Consider the following 14,654-nt stretch of genomic DNA (forward strand, 5'->3'; position numbering starts at 1 on the left):
CCCCCCCCGGGGCGCGGTTGGGGGCGCCGGGGCCCCAACCCGGCCCTAAACCCGGTTTGGGGGGGGCAACCTAAACCCCTCCCCACCCGCAATCGGAGCCGGTTGCCGAATGCCTTACGCGGTCGCGTCCTCGTCGAGGAGGTTGCGGGTGCGGTTCGGGTCCACCGGGATGCCCGGTCCGGTGTTCGTCGAAACCGTCACCTTCTTGACGTAACGGCCCTTGGCGGTCGACGGCTTGGCGCGCAGGATCTCGTCCAGCGCGGCACCGTAGTTCTCCACCAGCTTGTTGTCGTCGAAGGACGCCTTGCCGATCACGAAGTGCAGGTTGGCCTGCTTGTCGACACGGAAGTTGATCTTGCCGCCCTTGATGTCGTTGACCGCCTTGGTCACATCGGTGGTGACCGTGCCGGTCTTCGGGTTCGGCATCAGACCGCGCGGGCCCAGGACACGCGCGATGCGGCCGACCTTGGCCATCTGATCGGGGGTGGCGATCGCGGCGTCGAAATCGAGCCAGCCGCCCTGGATCCGCTCGATCAGATCTTCGGCGCCGACGGCGTCCGCACCGGCGGCCTCGGCCTCGGCGGCCTTCTCACCGGCCGCGAACACGATGACGCGGGCGGTCTTACCGGTGCCGTGCGGCAGGTTCACGGTGCCACGGACCATCTGGTCGGCCTTACGGGGATCCACACCGAGCCGGACGGCGACCTCGACGGTCGCATCGGTCTTGGTGGTGGCGGTCTCCTTGGCCAGCCGCGCGGCGGCCAGCGGGGAGTAGAGCTTGGTGCGGTCGACCTTCTCGGCCGCGGCGAGATACGCCTTGCTTCGTTTTGCCATGTTTCTCTGTCCTTATGTCTGGTTCAGCCGTGGTTATCGGGCCTGGCCGGCCCTCCCACCGAAAAGCGGGATCGACGACCGTCAGCCTTCGACGGTGATTCCCATCGAGCGCGCGGTACCGGCGATGATCTTGGCCGCCTGATCGATATCGTTGGCGTTCAGATCTTCCTGCTTGGTCTTGGCGATCTCGCGCACCTGGTCCATGGTCACCTTGGCGACCTTGTTGCGATGCGGCTCGGGCGAACCCTTCTGCACACCGGCGGCCTTGAGCAGCAGCTTGGCGGCGGGCGGGGTCTTCAACTTGAAGTCGAAGGACCGATCCTCGTACACCGAGATCTCGACCGGCACCACATTGCCGCGCTGCGATTCGGTCGCGGCGTTGTAGGCCTTGCAGAACTCCATGATGTTGACGCCGTGCTGGCCGAGCGCCGGGCCCACCGGCGGAGCCGGGTTCGCCTGGCCGGCCTGGATCTGAAGCTTGATGATCCCGGCGAGCTTCTTCTTCTTGGGGGGCATCTTTCTTTCCTAGTTGTGTGGTGTTCCTTGCGCTCTGCAAGGTCCGGCCCGAGGACAACCGCCCCGGGAGGCACAGGCGCCGCCGCTAGATCTTGGCGACCTTGGTGAATTCCAGCTCGACCGGCGTCTCGCGACCGAAGATCGAGACCAGCACCTTGAGCTTCTGCTGTTCGGCGTTGACCTCGGAGATGGTGGCGGGCAGCGTCGCGAACGGGCCGTCCATCACCGTCACCGATTCGCCGACCTCGAAATCGACCTCGATGGCCGGCTTGGCCGGGGTCTCGCCGGCAGTCTCCGGAGTCGCCGCGGCAGCGGCGGGCGCGGCCGCCTTCTTCTGCTGGGAAGCCGGGACCAGGAATTTCACCACTTCGTTGATGGTCAGCGGCGAGGGGCGCGAGGTCGCGCCGACGAATCCGGTGACACCCGGGGTGTTACGCACCGCGCCCCAGGACTCGTCGTTCAGATCCATCCGCACCAGGATGTAGCCCGGCAGCACCTTGCGGTTGACGCTCTTGCGCTGACCGTTCTTGATCTCGGTGACCTCTTCGGTGGGCACCTCCACCTGGAAGATGTAATCCTCCAGGTCGAGGTTCTGCACGCGGGTCTCGAGATTGGTCTTCACCTTGTTCTCGTAGCCGGCATACGAGTGGATGACGTACCAGTCACCGGGAGCACGCCGCAGCACGGCCTTCATCTGCTCGACCGGATCCGGTTCACCTTCGTCGGCGGATGCGGGTGCGGCCTCGTCGGCAGCCTCGGGCACGGCGTCGGACGCCGGCTCCTCGACGTGTACGGCAGCCTCCTCGGCCGCCTGATCGTCGACCGGGAACTCGTCGGTGGTGTCGTTCTCCGGGGTGCTCACTGGGCACTCGCTTCCTGTGTCGTCACGTGCATCCTCTGCGTGCCGGGTTCGGGCGCGGCGGTCTTGTCTGGCGTCCGGCCCGCGGGGCGCGGATCGGGGCACCGGCGCCGATATCGCCTGGCTAGCCGAACAACCAGTCGACACCCTTGATGAACGCCAGATCCAACCCGCTGATGAACGCGACCATGAAGATCACGAACACCAGAACAACGGTCGTATAGGTGACCATCTGCTTCCGGTTGGGCCAGATAACCTTCCGCAGTTCCGCGATCACCTCACGCAGGAACTTGAACAAGCGTGTGAACGGATTCCGTGACCCGCTCCGCTCGGCCCGGCCGGACTTCTTCTCGTCCTTGCGCGCGGGCCGATCGATGGTCGCGATCGAACCGGTATCGGACGCGCCCGACGAGGCGGACCGGCCCCGCCGAGCGGAGCGCTTTCCGCTCGGCCGCTGCGCGGCGGCGGTGTCATCCCGCTCGTCGGTCACGTCGATCCTCTCTCATCGCCGGGCATCCAGGGCAGGGGCGACAGGACTTGAACCTGCAACCTGCGGTTTTGGAGACCGCTGCTCTGCCATTTGAGCTACGCCCCTTCGGCTGAACCGGATACTGCCATGCGATCCAGCCACATTGCGGTATTCAATTATCGGCGCTGGTGCCACACAACACGCGCGCCGCTCCGGCAGATGCCGGCCCCGTCGGCGGGCCCGGTGAACCGGATCGACCCGAGCCTACTCAACCGGTGTGGCCGATACTCGAGAACCCCGCCTGGAACCAGCCTTGCAGAGCAGCGCGCATCGGCTGGTGACCCCAGAAACCCGAGTGTACGGCACGGTCGGCAACAGAAGCCAATCGGGACGCTCGACCAGGTCAGGACAACTGCACAGTTGCCGTGGCCCGGCCGAAGATCTTGCGCCCACCGGATTTGGCGACGATCGCGATCACCGCGGTCCGGGTTTCCGGATCCAGCGACTTCACCTTGCCGGTGAATTCGACCTCGGCGGGTTCGGTCGCGCTCACGAAGACCGGGCTGGTGAACCGCACGTTGTATTCCTTCACCGCGCCCGGATCGCCCAGCCACGAGGTCACGAATCCGCCGCCGAGGCCCATGGAGAGCATGCCGTGCCCGACGCAGGTTTCCAGATCCACCAGCTTCACGACCTCGTCGCTCCAGTGGATGGGGTTGGCGTCACCGGAGACACCGGCGTAGTTCACCAGATCGCCGCGGGTGAGGCGTACCAGCCGGGCGGGCAGCTCGTCACCGACGGAGACGTCGTCGAACGAACGCGCGAACCGGGTGGGTACCGCCTTCTGCGCGGCCGGCGCCGGTGGCGTGGGATGCGAGCGCGGGGTGTGATCGGGCATGGACGAGTCCATGCCGTGCATCAGGACCTTGCGCACTGCCTCGTTGAGATTGGGATCGATATCACCGCCGCTGCGGCCGACCAGGGTGGTGTAGGTGGTGAGCACCACTTCGTCGTGCTGATCGGTGACGATGTTCTTGGTGACGATGATGTCGCCGCCGAAGGCCTGGCGGAAGGAATGCAGGTAGACGTCACAGGTCAACCGGTCGCCCACGAGGATCGGGCGGTGGAATTCCAGGATCTGGTCGGTCTGCATGATCTGGCTCAGGTCGTAGCCGGTGACAACCGTTTCGAAGAGCTTGCGCTGGGCCAGGATGCCGACGAGCGAGATGAAGGTGACCGGGGCTACCAGACCGTCGTAGCCGTACTCCAGGGCGATATCTTCATCCCAGTGCACCGGGTGGCTGTCCTGCACGGCCCGGGCGTATTCGCGGACCTTCTCGCGGCCGACCTCGTAGTAGTCGTCGACGCGATAGTGGTGACCGACCATCGCGGCGGCATTGGCGGCGGGATCGAACTCCGCTTCCATCGCGGCCACTTCGTCTGTTCCGGTGTTCGTTGTCACGGGAGGACTGTACCTATCTGACCCCGCAGCACGGAGTCTGCTTGGCGGCTGGACGTCAGTCCAGGTAGGTGGTAGCCGGCGTAGCCGAGGGAGACTGCGCAGCCGCCCGGTCAACACCGCGGCCCATCGCCGACCGCGAACGGGCGGGGTACCACCCGTGAGAGAACCATAACTGTAGCGCGCCGAAAAGGCGCGTCACGGCGATCAGGACATCAGGAGTCCTGTGTATCGCGCGACCGGCGTCAACCGGCCTGCCCGGCAGGTTGCGCGTCACCGCCGGAGCGGCGACGCCACGTACCGAGGGTCAGCGGGATTCGCGGTGCGCCCGGTGCGTGCCGCAGTTCGGGCAGAACTTCTTCAGTTCCAGCCGATCCGGGTCGTTACGCCGGTTCTTCTTGGTGATGTAGTTGCGATGCTTGCACTGCTCGCAGGCCAAGGTGATCTTTGGCCGGACATCGGTGGACTTCGCGGCCACGATATGCCTTCTTTCCGGTCAACCAGAGGGTCAATCAGTATGGGTAGCGATGGCCGGACTCGAACCGGCGACACAACGATTATGAGTCGTTTGCTCTACCGCCTGAGCTACACCGCCTTATACGCCATCTGCGACGGCGACGTCGCGGCTTGGAGTGCCGAGTCGGACACCACCGGCAATCCGGCGAGCCCCCTAACGGAATCGAACCGTTGACCTTTTCCTTACCATGGAAACGCTCTGCCGACTGAGCTAAGGGGGCGCGACTTCTCCGCAGCGGAACCGGTGAACTCCGGCCCGTTGCCTCGAAGACTTGAACGAGAGTACACACTCACCGCCGACAGCACCAAACCGAGTGGTCAGAGCCCGTTTTTCGGTTGTACTGGACGGTGCTCGGCACCCGGAAAAGATCAAACCCCCGCCGGATTTCACCGGCGGGGGTTCGTGGTGGCAGGTGTAGGATTCGAACCTACGTAGGCTCTCGCCGACAGATTTACAGTCTGCTCCCATTGGCCGCTCGGGCAACCTGCCTGGTACCGCACTCCCGGCCTTCCGGCCACTTTCCGAGTGCGCACAGCAGGATACAACGAACCCGCACCCGGAATGCAAACCGGCTGGCCAGCTGCCCGGAATACCGCCGGTCGGCGCTTCCGGCGACATCGTGAATACCGGGCTCGATTACCCGCCGGGCCGCCGCGATCGAGACGGCGGGTCAGCGCCGGGGCGCAAAAGAGGTAGCTTGCGTAGGCACTCAGGGTGATCCAACAGCGAACAGGAGCGCAGTGTGGCCGATTCATCATTCGATATCGTCAGCAAGGTCGAACGGCAGGAGGTCGACAACGCGCTGCACCAGGCCGAAAAGGAACTGAACACGCGCTACGACTTCCGGGGCACGGGCGCGGGCATCGAATGGTCGGGCGAGGACAAAGTGGTGCTCACCGCGGAATCCGAGGAGCGGGTCAAGGCCGCGCTCGAGGTTTTCAAGGAGAAGTTGATCCGCCGGGATATCTCGCTGAAGGCCTTCGACGCCGGCGAGCCGGTGGCCTCCGGTAAGACGTACAAGATCACCGGATCGCTGGTGCAGGGAATCGATACCGAGCACGCCAAGAAGATCTCCAAGAAGATCCGTGACGAAGGCCCCAAAGGTGTCAAAGCACAGATCCAGGGCGACGAGTTACGCGTGACCAGTAAGAAACGCGATGACCTGCAGGCCGTGATCTCGCTGCTCAAGGGCGAGGATTTCGGTATCGCGCTGCAGTTCGTGAACTACCGGTAGCCCGGAATTCTTCAGTGCCGCCCGGCCATTTGTTCCAGCCGGGCGATCCGGTCGGACATCGGTGGATGCGTCGAGAACAACCGGGCCATCCGGTCGCCGGTACGGAACGGATTGGCGATCATCAGATGCGATTGCGCGGTGAGCCGGGGTTCGGGCGGCAACGGCGCCGCCTGCACCCCGCGCTCCAGTTTCCGCAGCGCCGAGGCCAGTGCCAGCGGATCGCCGGTCAGTTCGGCGCCCGATTCGTCGGCCTGGTATTCGCGCGACCGCGATACCGCCAGCTTGATCAATCCGGCGGCGATGGGGCCCAGCAGCGAGACCAGCAGCACACCGAGGAAATTCGGACCGGAACCGCCCCGGTTACCGCCGAAAGCGGCGGCGAAGTACGCGAAATTGGCCAGACCGGAGATCACCGCGGCCATCGCCCCGGCAACCGACGAGATCAGAATATCGCGGTTGTAGACATGGGACAGCTCGTGGCCCAGTACGGCCCGTAATTCCCGCTCGTCCAGAATCTGGAGAATACCGCTGGTACAGCAGACGGCCGCGTGCCGGGGATTACGCCCGGTCGCGAACGCATTCGGCGCGTTCGTCGGACTGATATAGAGACGCGGCACCGGCTGCCGGGCTGTGGTCGCCAATTCACGCACGATCCGATAGATCACGGGCGCCTCGAGTTCGCTCACCGGCTGCGCCCGCATTGCCTTCAGCGCGAGTTTATCGCTGTTGAAATACGCGTAACCGTTCATCGCCACGGCGAGGACCACCGCGATCACCAATATCGTGGTGTTCCGGAAAGCCGCACCCGCGAGCACGATGAGCGCGGAAAGTCCGACCATGAGCCCGAACGTTTTCATCCCATTCGCAAACCCGTGCCCGTGCATAGCACTCCTGTTTTCGTGGCGCGCCCAGACGCGCGGATTTCGGCCAGAACCGCTACCCCACGTCAACGACCACGAAGGCCCCGGAGTTCCGGTGTCACCGGCCGGAAGCAGGGCTCACCCGACGCGTTCGATCGTGTACCGGACCAGACGGACCAGGGCATCGTTCGCGGGACCCGCGGGCAGGGCCTTCAACTCGGTATGCGCGATATCGGCGTATTCGCGCAGCTTCTCCTTGGCCCGCGCCATCCCCGCGGAGCGGCCGAGCAGTTCCAGCGCTTCGGCGACCTCGGCGTCCGATTCCAGCGGATGGTCCAGCAGGCTGCGCAGGCGATCACCGTCGGCGCCCTCGTCGCGCAGGGCGTAGAGAACCGGGAGGGTGTGCACTCCCTCCCGCAGATCGGTGCCGGGGGTTTTGCCGGACTGCGCCGAGACCGACGAGATATCGATGATGTCGTCCGAGATCTGGAAAGCGGTACCCACCGCGTCGCCGAGCCGGGCCAGGCGCTCCACATGATCGGGGCCGGCGCCGGAGAACGTGCCGCCGAACCGGCCGGACGCCGCGATCAGCGAACCCGTCTTCTCCCAGACCACCTTCAGGTAGTGCGCGACCGGGTCGGCGGTTTCCCGCGCACCCATGGTTTCGCGCATCTGGCCGGTGACCAGTTCGGCGAAGGTTTCGGCGATGATACGCACGGCGTCGGGGCCGAGGGTGGAGGTGAGGCGGGAGGCGTGGGCGAACAGGTAGTCGCCGGCCAGGATCGCCACACTGTTGCCCCAGCGGGAGTTCACGCTCGGCGCACCGCGCCGCATGGTGGCCTCGTCCATGACATCGTCGTGGTAGAGGGTGGCCAGATGCACCAGTTCCACCACGGTGCCGGCGGTGATCAGGTCCGGATCGTCCGGGCGGGGGCCGAGCTGGCCGGTGAGGATGGTGAACAGCGGGCGGAAGCGTTTACCCCCGGCCTTGGCCAGATGCAGTGCCGCCTCCTGGAGGAAGGACGCACCGTCCGACAATTCCTCGACCAGTAACTCCTCGACCCGGTCGAGCCCTGTGCGCACTGTCGCGGCGAGGGCGGCGTCGCCGAGGTCCACCCCCGCCACCACCGTGCCGGCTTCGCTCACAGCAGATGTGCTCATACCTTCTCCCAAGGACGCGTCCGACCCCACGGTGATGAACCTAGCGTGTCCATGCGACAGCGCCATGAACCCCGTCACTGTATTGATCGAGCAGGGGCGAGACCCGCATCGACCCATATTCCGATGCGGCGACCGGCGCGTCGGTACCGGCACCGCCGCACCCGCTCCGGCCCCACTCGTTCATGCTGGCACCGTACCGCCATCGACATCGCCGAGGGCGGCCTGTAACTATTGACCGCATGGGTGTACCCGAAGCCACACCAGCCGAGAGCGACCGGGGGCCGCTGCCCGCACATGCGCAGGTGCTGGTGGTGGGTGCCGGGCCCGCGGGTTCGGCGGCGGCGGCGTGGGCCGCGCGGGCGGGTCGCGAGGTGCTGTTGCTCGATTCGGCGGAATTCCCCCGCGACAAGACCTGCGGGGACGGCCTGACTCCGCGCGCCACCGCCGAACTGGAACATCTCGGTCTGGGCGAATGGGTGCGCGCACATACCGTCAACCACGGTTTGCGGATGACCGGATTCGGGCGCGAGGCGCTGCTGCCGTGGCCCACCGGTTCGTTCCCGACTTACGGCAGCGCGATTCCGCGCACCGAACTGGACGACAAACTACGCGATACCGCCGTCAAATCCGGGGCACGGATGTTCGACGGCAGCAAGGTCACCGAGGTCGTTCGGGACGGTGACCGGGTCACCGGTGTGGTGGTGCGTACGGGCGGCCGGGAGTCCGAGATCGGTTGCCAGACCTTGATCGTGGCCGACGGGGTTCGCTCCCCGGTCGGCAAATTGCTCGGCCGGACCTGGCACCGGAAGTACGCCTACGGCGTGGCGGCACGCGCCTATATCGCGTCCGGGCGCAGCGCCGACCAGTGGATCACCTCCCATCTGGAACTGCGCAACGCCGAAGGAGAACTGGTACCGGGCTACGGCTGGGTGTTCCCGCTCGCCAACGGCGAGGTGAATATCGGGGTCGGTTCGCTGGCGACCGAGCGGCGGCCCTCGCATATCGCGCTGAAACCGCTGCTGGAGCACTACACCGCGCTGCGCCGCGACGAATGGGAGCTGACCGGCTCACTCCGGGCGGTCTCCTCGGCGCTGCTGCCGATGGGTGGCGCCGTCTCCGGTATCGCGGGCCGCAACTGGGCATTGGTCGGCGATGCCGCCGGTTGCGTGAACCCGTTGAACGGCGAAGGGATCGACTACGGGCTCGAGGGCGGGCATATGCTCGCCGGCCTGCTCGACGAACCCGACCTCACCCGGCTCTGGCCGGATACGTTGCGCCGCAAGTACGGCCGCACGTATTCGGTGGCGCGCCGGATCGCCGGCCTGGCGACCCATCCGCGCATGGTGCCGATGGGCGGGCCCCCGGTGATGCGGTCGAAGTTCTTGCAGCGCACCGCGGTTCGAGTGATGGGCAATCTGGTCACCGACGAGGACGTGGACCTGACGGCCCGGGCGTGGCGGGCGGCCGGGCGCGCGTCGATGCGTTTCGACGAACTCGTCCCGTTCGGGTAGCCGGCCATGGGTGCCCGGCCGGTTCCCGAGGACCTGCTCCCCCATCTCCGGCGGGCGCGCGATTTCATCGACCGCGAATACGCGCGGCCGCTCGACCTGACCGGGATGGCCGCCGCCGCCGGGGTCTCGAAGTACCACTTCCTGCGCTGTTTCGCCGCGACCTACGGCCGTACACCCGCGTTGTACCTGGCCGAACGGCGGATCGAACGGGCCCAGGATCTGCTGCGGGCCACCAATACGACAGTGACCGAGGTATGCCTGCTCGTCGGCTACACCAGCCTCGGGTCGTTCTCGCGGAAGTTCACCGAACTGGTGGGTGTGTCACCGTCGGAGTACCAGGCGAAATTCGCCGACGGCGCGCCGCGGATCCCCGGCTGTTATGTGTTCATGCACGGCCTGTCCGACCGCCGGCCCGACAGCGCAATTTCGGAGAAGCCGCGACGTACGCGCGGCGCCTAATCTCGGACCATGACCCCGATCATCTCCAATATTTCGCTGGTCACGGTGTACGTGACCGACCAGACCGAGGCGAAGAACTGGTACATCGACACGCTCGGTTTCGTGGAAACCGCCGATGTGCAGATGGGCGACAACGGTTTCCGCTGGGTGACCGTGGCCCATCCGGAACATCCCGAACTCGAGGTGACCCTGATGGTCCCCGGCCCGCCCCTGGACGACAACCTCGCCGAGGCGATCCGCCGCTCGCTGGCGAGCGGAACGCACGGGTCGCTGGGACTCACGACCGCGGACTGCCAGCAGGCCTACAAGGAGCTCACGGCCAAGGGCGTGGATTTCGTGCAGCCGCCGTCGGAGCGACCGTACGGCGTGGAGGCGGTGTTCCGGGACAACTCCGGGAACTGGCTGGTCATGGTCGAGCCGAAGGAATTCGATCCCTCCGCCGCGATGGACGCGCCCTGCGAAGGGCTCTGAGCTCTGGACGGCGACGCCACAAACCAGCGAGTCCCGCGCCGATGCCACTGGAGCCGGACACGCCCACCGGACGCGCCGAGGCCCTCAGGCGTTGGCGCGCTCCTCGAACCACTTCAGGATGAATTTGCGTTCGCTTTCCACCACGCGGCGCTGCAACTGTTCGGCGAGGGGTTCGATGGCGCCGCCGACCAGCGGGACCTTGACCTTCACCGAGCCGGCCACCACCAGTTCCGAACCGTCGCCGGCGGGGCGGAGCCGGTAGGTTCCGGCCATCTCCGAGGAGATGGCCGACGAGGTGCCTTCGAAGGTGCCTTCGGCGGTATCGCCGGTCAGCGCCTGCCAGTTGTCGACCCGGGTGACGACCAGATCGCTCTTGAGCACCTTGCGGACGATGCCAGGGATCTTCTCCGGGCGGATCTTCTCGCTCATCGCGAGCCGAATGGTGCCCGGCCCGCCCGGATGGGACAGATCGAGTGTGGCTGTCTGCGCGCCGGCGAAACGGTCGTGCCACAGTTCTTCCCCGGTGAGCGCGGCGTGGAGTTCGGCGACCGGGATCGGATAGGACAGCGTGAAGCCGAATTTACGGGCCATGAGCGCCACAGTAGCCGACCGCGCCGGACGTACCATCGTCTTCCGCCGCGGCCGTCCACGTCCCCGTGGCGCGACCCGAGCACAGCACTCCCGGCCTCTCACCCGCGGCCGCGGTGGGAGAACTGCCGGACGCGTCCATCCACGCCGTGCGCCTCTGGCGGGCCGACCGTGCTGTCATCGCGGGGCCGGATTTCGGGCCCCTGGATGTGCGGTCGAGAACCGTATATCCCGCACTGGTGTGCTCACAGCTCACAGCGGACGGAGCCCGACCCGTGGGCGACTCGCTACGGTGCTCGACGTCGCTCACAGCGTCACACGAGGCGGGGCCCGACCGTGGGGTCCTTGCGATGCTCGACGTCGCTCGCGACGTCACAGCAGGCGAAGCCCGACCCGCAGCGACCCTTGCGGCGCTCGACGTCGCTCACGGCGCCACAGCAGGCGAAGCCCGACCCGCAGCGACTCTTGCGGTGCTCCCGGTCGCCGTAGAGGTGGTGCGCGTCGTCGCCGGGGTGTGATTAGGCTGTTGCGGTGCCGTGGACCGCCCCGGGAGGTGAGCGGTCCGGCGATGCCGCCCGGTGTGGCGGCACCCGAACATTGTCTGTCCCTGTACCGGCCGCCGACCGTGGCCGGGTGCCGAATCCGGAGGAGGTAGCGTGCCCGACCAGGCAGACGTGGCCGAGCCGCCGGCTCCGGTGCAGGTTCCGGACGAACCATCCACTACCGAGGCCCCCGAAACCCCGGACCGTTCCGCGCGGGCCGAACGGCTGCGGCGGATTCGTCTCGGGGTGCTGATCGCCGCCGTTTCGGCGAGCGTGCTGATGGTGCTGCTGGTACTCGCGGCCTGGCGCAACGACTACCTGATCGAGTCCGACAAGGGCGAAACCACGGGTGAGGTGCTGTCCGCGGGACGATTGCGGTCGGCGGTGATGTACGTCACCCCGGACGGTGTGACCCACAATCCCAAGGTCGGCGTGCTGTACCCGACCAACCTGACCGCGGGCGAACGCATCAATGTGGAATACCACCGGGCAGATCCGGATCTCGTTCGCGTGGCCGGCCGGGATGTACGAGTCGCGATACCCCCGGCGCTGTCGGTACTGGCAACGATCTGGGCGCTGGCCCTGCCGGTCCTATGGCTGCTGTCGCGGGCGGAAACCGGTTCGATGAGTGTTCGCCGGATCTTCGATCCGGTGTCATATCGGCGACGCGTGCCGGGGACCCGCGACCCCGCAGACTGACCGGGTGCGCGTAGCCATCGTTGCGGAGTCGTTTCTCCCGAATATGAACGGCGTCGTGAACTCGGTCCTGCGAGTGCTCGATCATCTGGATCAGCACGGACACGAGGCACTCGTCATCGCGCCCGATACGCTGCGCGGCCGTGCGCCCGCGCCGCGGCACCACGGCAGATTCCCGGTGCACCGGGTGCCCGCGGTGATGGTGCCGAAGATCAGCTCGCTGCCCGTCGGCCTGCCGCAGCCCGGGATGGTCCGGGTCCTCGGCGATTTCGATGCCGATGTGGTGCATCTGGCCTCCCCGTTCCTGCTGGGCGCCGGTGGCCTGGCCGCCGCGCTGCGACTGGACCTGCCTACGGTCGCGGTGTACCAGACCGATGTGGCGGGATTCGCCAAGAGTTACGGCTTGGGCCTGGCCAGCCGTGCGGCCTGGGGCTGGACCCGCCGGATCCACGAGGGCGCGGCCCGCACCCTCGCACCGTCCAGCGCGGCGGCGGAGAACCTGGCCCGGCACGGGATTCCACGAGTCCACCGCTGGGCACGCGGAGTGGACGCGGTGCGGTTCACCCCGGCCGCCCGGCGCCCCGAGTTGCGGCAACAGTGGCTGCACGGGTCGAGCACGAGTGGAGGCGCTACGGCGTCCCGCCCCGGCGGCGGGCCCGATCCGTTCACGTCCGGCGGCAGCGACCGGCTGGTGGTGGGGTTCGTAGGCCGGCTGGCGCCGGAGAAGCACGTCGATCGGCTGGCGGTACTTGCCGACGACCCGACGATTCAGCTGGTGATCGTGGGGGACGGGCCGGAACGGGCGAAACTCGCCGCGCTGCTGCCGGGTGCGGTATTCACCGGTGAACTCGGTGGTGACGAACTCGCGCAGGCCTACGCGAGCCTGGACGTGATGGTGCATCCCGGCGAACACGAAACCTTCTGCCAGGGTGTGCAGGAGGCGCTGGCCAGCGGCGTTCCGGTGATCGGACCGGACGCCGGCGGCCCGCGCGACCTCGTCTCCCCGTGCCGTAACGGCTATCTGCTGCCGGTGGAGAAGTTCACCGAACTGCTGCCCAGTACCATCGCCGCGTTGCGTGATCCCGACTTGCGCGCCCGGTTCGCCGCGGCCGCCCGGAAATCGGTGCTGCACCGCACCTGGCCCGCCCTGTGCACCGAACTCATGGGGCACTACGCCGAGGTGATCGGCACCGAATATCAGTTATCACGTTCGGCCTGAACGGCTCGCCCACGACCCGGCGGCGCCGAGTAGGGTCGGGCTGTGGCGAATACGCAATCGGTTCGGGCCTCGCTGGACAAGCAACCGCATGAGGTCGCTTCGATGTTCGACGGGGTGGCGCGACGATACGACCTCACCAATACGGTGATCTCGGCCGGACAGGACCGCTATTGGCGGTGGATGACCCGCCGGGCCATCGCCCCGCGGCCGGGCGAGCAGGTTCTCGATCTGGCCGCCGGCACCGGGGTTTCCACCGTGGAACTGGGGAAATCCGGTGCGTGGTGTGTGGCCGCCGATTTCTCCCAGGGCATGCTGGCGGCGGGCCGGCACCGCAACGTGCCCATGGTCGCGGGCGATGCCATGGCGCTGCCGTTCGCGGACAATTCCTTCGACGCGGTGACCATCTCGTTCGGGCTGCGCAATATCGCCGATATCGATCTCGCGCTGCGCGAGATGCTGCGGGTCACCAAACCGGGCGGCCGCCTGGTGATCTGTGAATTCTCCACACCGGTGATCCCGGTGTTCAAGACGATCTACATGGAGTACCTGATGAAGGCGCTGCCACGAGTCGCCCGGGCGGTGAGCAGCAACCCCGACGCCTACGTCTACCTGGCCGAATCCATCCGCGCATGGCCGAACCAGCGGCAGCTGGGCCGCCGGGTCACGCAGGCCGGCTGGTCGGGAGCGCAATGGCGGAACCTGTCGGGCGGGGTGGTCGCGCTGCATCGGGGCTACAAACTCGGTAGCTGACAGGCGCCGGGTTCATTTTCCTCACAGCTGTGATTTCCGCCGGTGAAGTGGAATGTGATGCGCCGATAACATCGGGCAAACCCGAGGAAACCGGTCGCGGGCACCATCGGGTGCATGAGCGAGTCAGGCCCGGAGACGGTAGCGCAGCGTCACCACGCAGGGTCCTCGCTCATGCCCAATGGACACGCCATGTCCGAGGGATACGGCGTGAGCGGGTCGAGCCCGGGAGCCGAAGCGCAGCCTAACCACGCCGGGCTGCCGCTGTCGCCCGGGGGACACAGCCGGGAACCGGGACCGGGGACCACCACCAGAACGGCGTGCTCGTACTGCGGCGTGGGCTGCGGCATCGAGGTCACGACCGGTACCGGCGCCACCCGCGCGCCGGTGATAGCCAAGGTGGCGGGGGGCAAACAGCAAACGGCGAACCCCGGGCGCCAGTGGACCAAAGGCGCCCCCCCAATCGAACAGAACCCGGCGCCCGGCCCGATGACCACCCCCAACCCCCCGCC

At 67.0% G+C, this 14,654-nt stretch carries 17 protein-coding genes and 4 tRNA genes; 8 read left to right on the forward strand and 13 right to left on the reverse strand.

Going from position 1 to position 14,654, the window contains the following annotated elements:
• Positions 1–114: 114 nt before the first annotated feature.
• The 10 genes from rplA to QH276_RS09130 all read right to left on the reverse strand — a co-directional run bounded on the left by rplA (position 115) and on the right by QH276_RS09130 (position 5,143).
• The gene (rplA, locus tag QH276_RS09085) at positions 115–834 is read right to left on the reverse strand and encodes a 50S ribosomal protein L1 (protein ID WP_280396709.1); all 720 of its coding nucleotides are present in this window, start codon (positions 832–834) and stop codon (positions 115–117) included.
• 81 nt (positions 835–915) lie between these two features.
• Entirely contained in the window at positions 916–1,350 is a 435-nt protein-coding gene (rplK, locus tag QH276_RS09090) for a 50S ribosomal protein L11 (protein ID WP_280396708.1), read from the reverse strand.
• An 85-nt stretch (positions 1,351–1,435) separates the two neighbouring features.
• Positions 1,436–2,212 carry a transcription termination/antitermination protein NusG gene (gene nusG, locus QH276_RS09095; protein WP_280406693.1) on the reverse strand — a complete coding sequence of 259 codons (777 nt, stop codon included), beginning with the start codon at positions 2,210–2,212 and terminating at the stop codon, positions 1,436–1,438.
• A 121-nt stretch (positions 2,213–2,333) separates the two neighbouring features.
• Positions 2,334–2,699 carry a preprotein translocase subunit SecE gene (secE, locus tag QH276_RS09100; RefSeq protein ID WP_280396706.1) on the reverse strand — a complete coding sequence of 122 codons (366 nt, stop codon included), beginning with the start codon at positions 2,697–2,699 and terminating at the stop codon, positions 2,334–2,336.
• 32 nt (positions 2,700–2,731) lie between these two features.
• A tRNA-Trp gene (locus tag QH276_RS09105) sits at positions 2,732–2,804 on the reverse strand.
• Between the two features lie 277 nt (positions 2,805–3,081).
• Entirely contained in the window at positions 3,082–4,104 is a 1,023-nt protein-coding gene (locus QH276_RS09110; RefSeq protein WP_280396714.1) for a fused (3R)-hydroxyacyl-ACP dehydratase subunits HadA/HadB, read from the reverse strand.
• A 340-nt stretch (positions 4,105–4,444) separates the two neighbouring features.
• Positions 4,445–4,615 (reverse strand): 50S ribosomal protein L33, encoded by a 171-nt coding sequence (gene rpmG, locus QH276_RS09115; RefSeq protein ID WP_011211653.1) that lies wholly within the window; start codon positions 4,613–4,615, stop codon positions 4,445–4,447.
• 44 nt (positions 4,616–4,659) lie between these two features.
• Positions 4,660–4,732 (reverse strand) — tRNA-Met (locus QH276_RS09120).
• 69 nt (positions 4,733–4,801) lie between these two features.
• Positions 4,802–4,874: transfer RNA gene (locus QH276_RS09125), tRNA-Thr, on the reverse strand.
• 183 nt (positions 4,875–5,057) lie between these two features.
• A tRNA-Tyr gene (locus tag QH276_RS09130) sits at positions 5,058–5,143 on the reverse strand.
• 253 nt (positions 5,144–5,396) lie between these two features.
• Here QH276_RS09130 and QH276_RS09135 point away from each other — a divergent pair.
• A complete protein-coding gene (locus QH276_RS09135; protein WP_195058564.1) occupies positions 5,397–5,888 on the forward strand; it encodes a YajQ family cyclic di-GMP-binding protein in 492 nt (163 codons plus the stop codon).
• A gap of 11 nt (positions 5,889–5,899) precedes the next feature.
• Here QH276_RS09135 and htpX read toward each other — a convergent pair whose 3' ends face one another.
• Together htpX and QH276_RS09145 are read right to left on the reverse strand one after the other, a co-directional pair.
• Positions 5,900–6,772, reverse strand: a complete 873-nt coding sequence (gene htpX, locus QH276_RS09140; protein WP_280396705.1) for a zinc metalloprotease HtpX — start codon at positions 6,770–6,772, stop codon at positions 5,900–5,902.
• A 114-nt stretch (positions 6,773–6,886) separates the two neighbouring features.
• Positions 6,887–7,909, reverse strand: a complete 1,023-nt coding sequence (locus tag QH276_RS09145; RefSeq protein ID WP_280396704.1) for a polyprenyl synthetase family protein — start codon at positions 7,907–7,909, stop codon at positions 6,887–6,889.
• 239 nt (positions 7,910–8,148) lie between these two features.
• Here QH276_RS09145 and QH276_RS09150 point away from each other — a divergent pair, with 239 nt between their 5' ends.
• From QH276_RS09150 to QH276_RS09160, 3 genes are read left to right on the forward strand one after another with little or no spacing between them, the layout of a single operon-like run.
• Positions 8,149–9,420, forward strand: a complete 1,272-nt coding sequence (locus QH276_RS09150; RefSeq protein WP_280396703.1) for a geranylgeranyl reductase family protein — start codon at positions 8,149–8,151, stop codon at positions 9,418–9,420.
• Positions 9,421–9,426: 6 nt separating this feature from the next.
• Positions 9,427–9,879: a helix-turn-helix transcriptional regulator gene (locus QH276_RS09155; protein WP_280396702.1), complete on the forward strand. Its 453-nt coding sequence runs from the start codon at positions 9,427–9,429 to the stop codon at positions 9,877–9,879.
• A gap of 18 nt (positions 9,880–9,897) precedes the next feature.
• Positions 9,898–10,350, forward strand: a complete 453-nt coding sequence (locus QH276_RS09160) for a VOC family protein (protein WP_280396713.1) — start codon at positions 9,898–9,900, stop codon at positions 10,348–10,350.
• Positions 10,351–10,434: 84 nt separating this feature from the next.
• Here the strand turns inward: QH276_RS09160 and QH276_RS09165 are convergent, their stop codons facing one another.
• Entirely contained in the window at positions 10,435–10,941 is a 507-nt protein-coding gene (locus QH276_RS09165; RefSeq protein ID WP_280396701.1) for a DUF2505 domain-containing protein, read from the reverse strand.
• A gap of 818 nt (positions 10,942–11,759) precedes the next feature.
• Here QH276_RS09165 and QH276_RS09170 point away from each other — a divergent pair.
• From QH276_RS09170 to QH276_RS09185, 4 genes are all read left to right on the forward strand, one after another.
• Entirely contained in the window at positions 11,760–12,179 is a 420-nt protein-coding gene (locus QH276_RS09170) for a DUF3592 domain-containing protein (protein WP_280396712.1), read from the forward strand.
• 4 nt (positions 12,180–12,183) lie between these two features.
• Positions 12,184–13,395 carry a glycosyltransferase family 4 protein gene (locus tag QH276_RS09175; RefSeq protein WP_280396700.1) on the forward strand — a complete coding sequence of 404 codons (1,212 nt, stop codon included), beginning with the start codon at positions 12,184–12,186 and terminating at the stop codon, positions 13,393–13,395.
• Positions 13,396–13,437: 42 nt separating this feature from the next.
• Positions 13,438–14,145 (forward strand): demethylmenaquinone methyltransferase, encoded by a 708-nt coding sequence (locus QH276_RS09180; protein ID WP_280396699.1) that lies wholly within the window; start codon positions 13,438–13,440, stop codon positions 14,143–14,145.
• Between the two features lie 114 nt (positions 14,146–14,259).
• On the forward strand, positions 14,260–14,654 hold a 395-nt coding region (locus QH276_RS09185), incomplete at its 3' end, for a hypothetical protein (RefSeq protein WP_280406694.1).

This window comes from Nocardia carnea, assembly GCF_029869215.1.
Lineage (GTDB): Bacteria > Actinomycetota > Actinomycetes > Mycobacteriales > Mycobacteriaceae > Nocardia > Nocardia carnea_B.

What these genes read in the sequence shown, in the direction of transcription:
- QH276_RS09110 (WP_280396714.1), bottom strand. Translation starts at nt 4,104, where the DNA reads ATGGAAGCGGAGTTCGATCCCGCCGCCAATGCCGCCGCGATGGTCGGT.
- QH276_RS09165 (WP_280396701.1), bottom strand. Translation starts at nt 10,941, where the DNA reads ATGGCCCGTAAATTCGGCTTCACGCTGTCCTATCCGATCCCGGTCGCC.
- rplA (WP_280396709.1), bottom strand. Translation starts at nt 834, where the DNA reads ATGGCAAAACGAAGCAAGGCGTATCTCGCCGCGGCCGAGAAGGTCGAC.
- QH276_RS09150 (WP_280396703.1), top strand. Translation starts at nt 8,149, where the DNA reads ATGGGTGTACCCGAAGCCACACCAGCCGAGAGCGACCGGGGGCCGCTG.
- QH276_RS09170 (WP_280396712.1), top strand. Translation starts at nt 11,760, where the DNA reads ATGGTGCTGCTGGTACTCGCGGCCTGGCGCAACGACTACCTGATCGAG.
- QH276_RS09155 (WP_280396702.1), top strand. Translation starts at nt 9,427, where the DNA reads ATGGGTGCCCGGCCGGTTCCCGAGGACCTGCTCCCCCATCTCCGGCGG.
- htpX (WP_280396705.1), bottom strand. Translation starts at nt 6,772, where the DNA reads ATGCACGGGCACGGGTTTGCGAATGGGATGAAAACGTTCGGGCTCATG.
- QH276_RS09145 (WP_280396704.1), bottom strand. Translation starts at nt 7,909, where the DNA reads ATGAGCACATCTGCTGTGAGCGAAGCCGGCACGGTGGTGGCGGGGGTG.
- rplK (WP_280396708.1), bottom strand. Translation starts at nt 1,350, where the DNA reads ATGCCCCCCAAGAAGAAGAAGCTCGCCGGGATCATCAAGCTTCAGATC.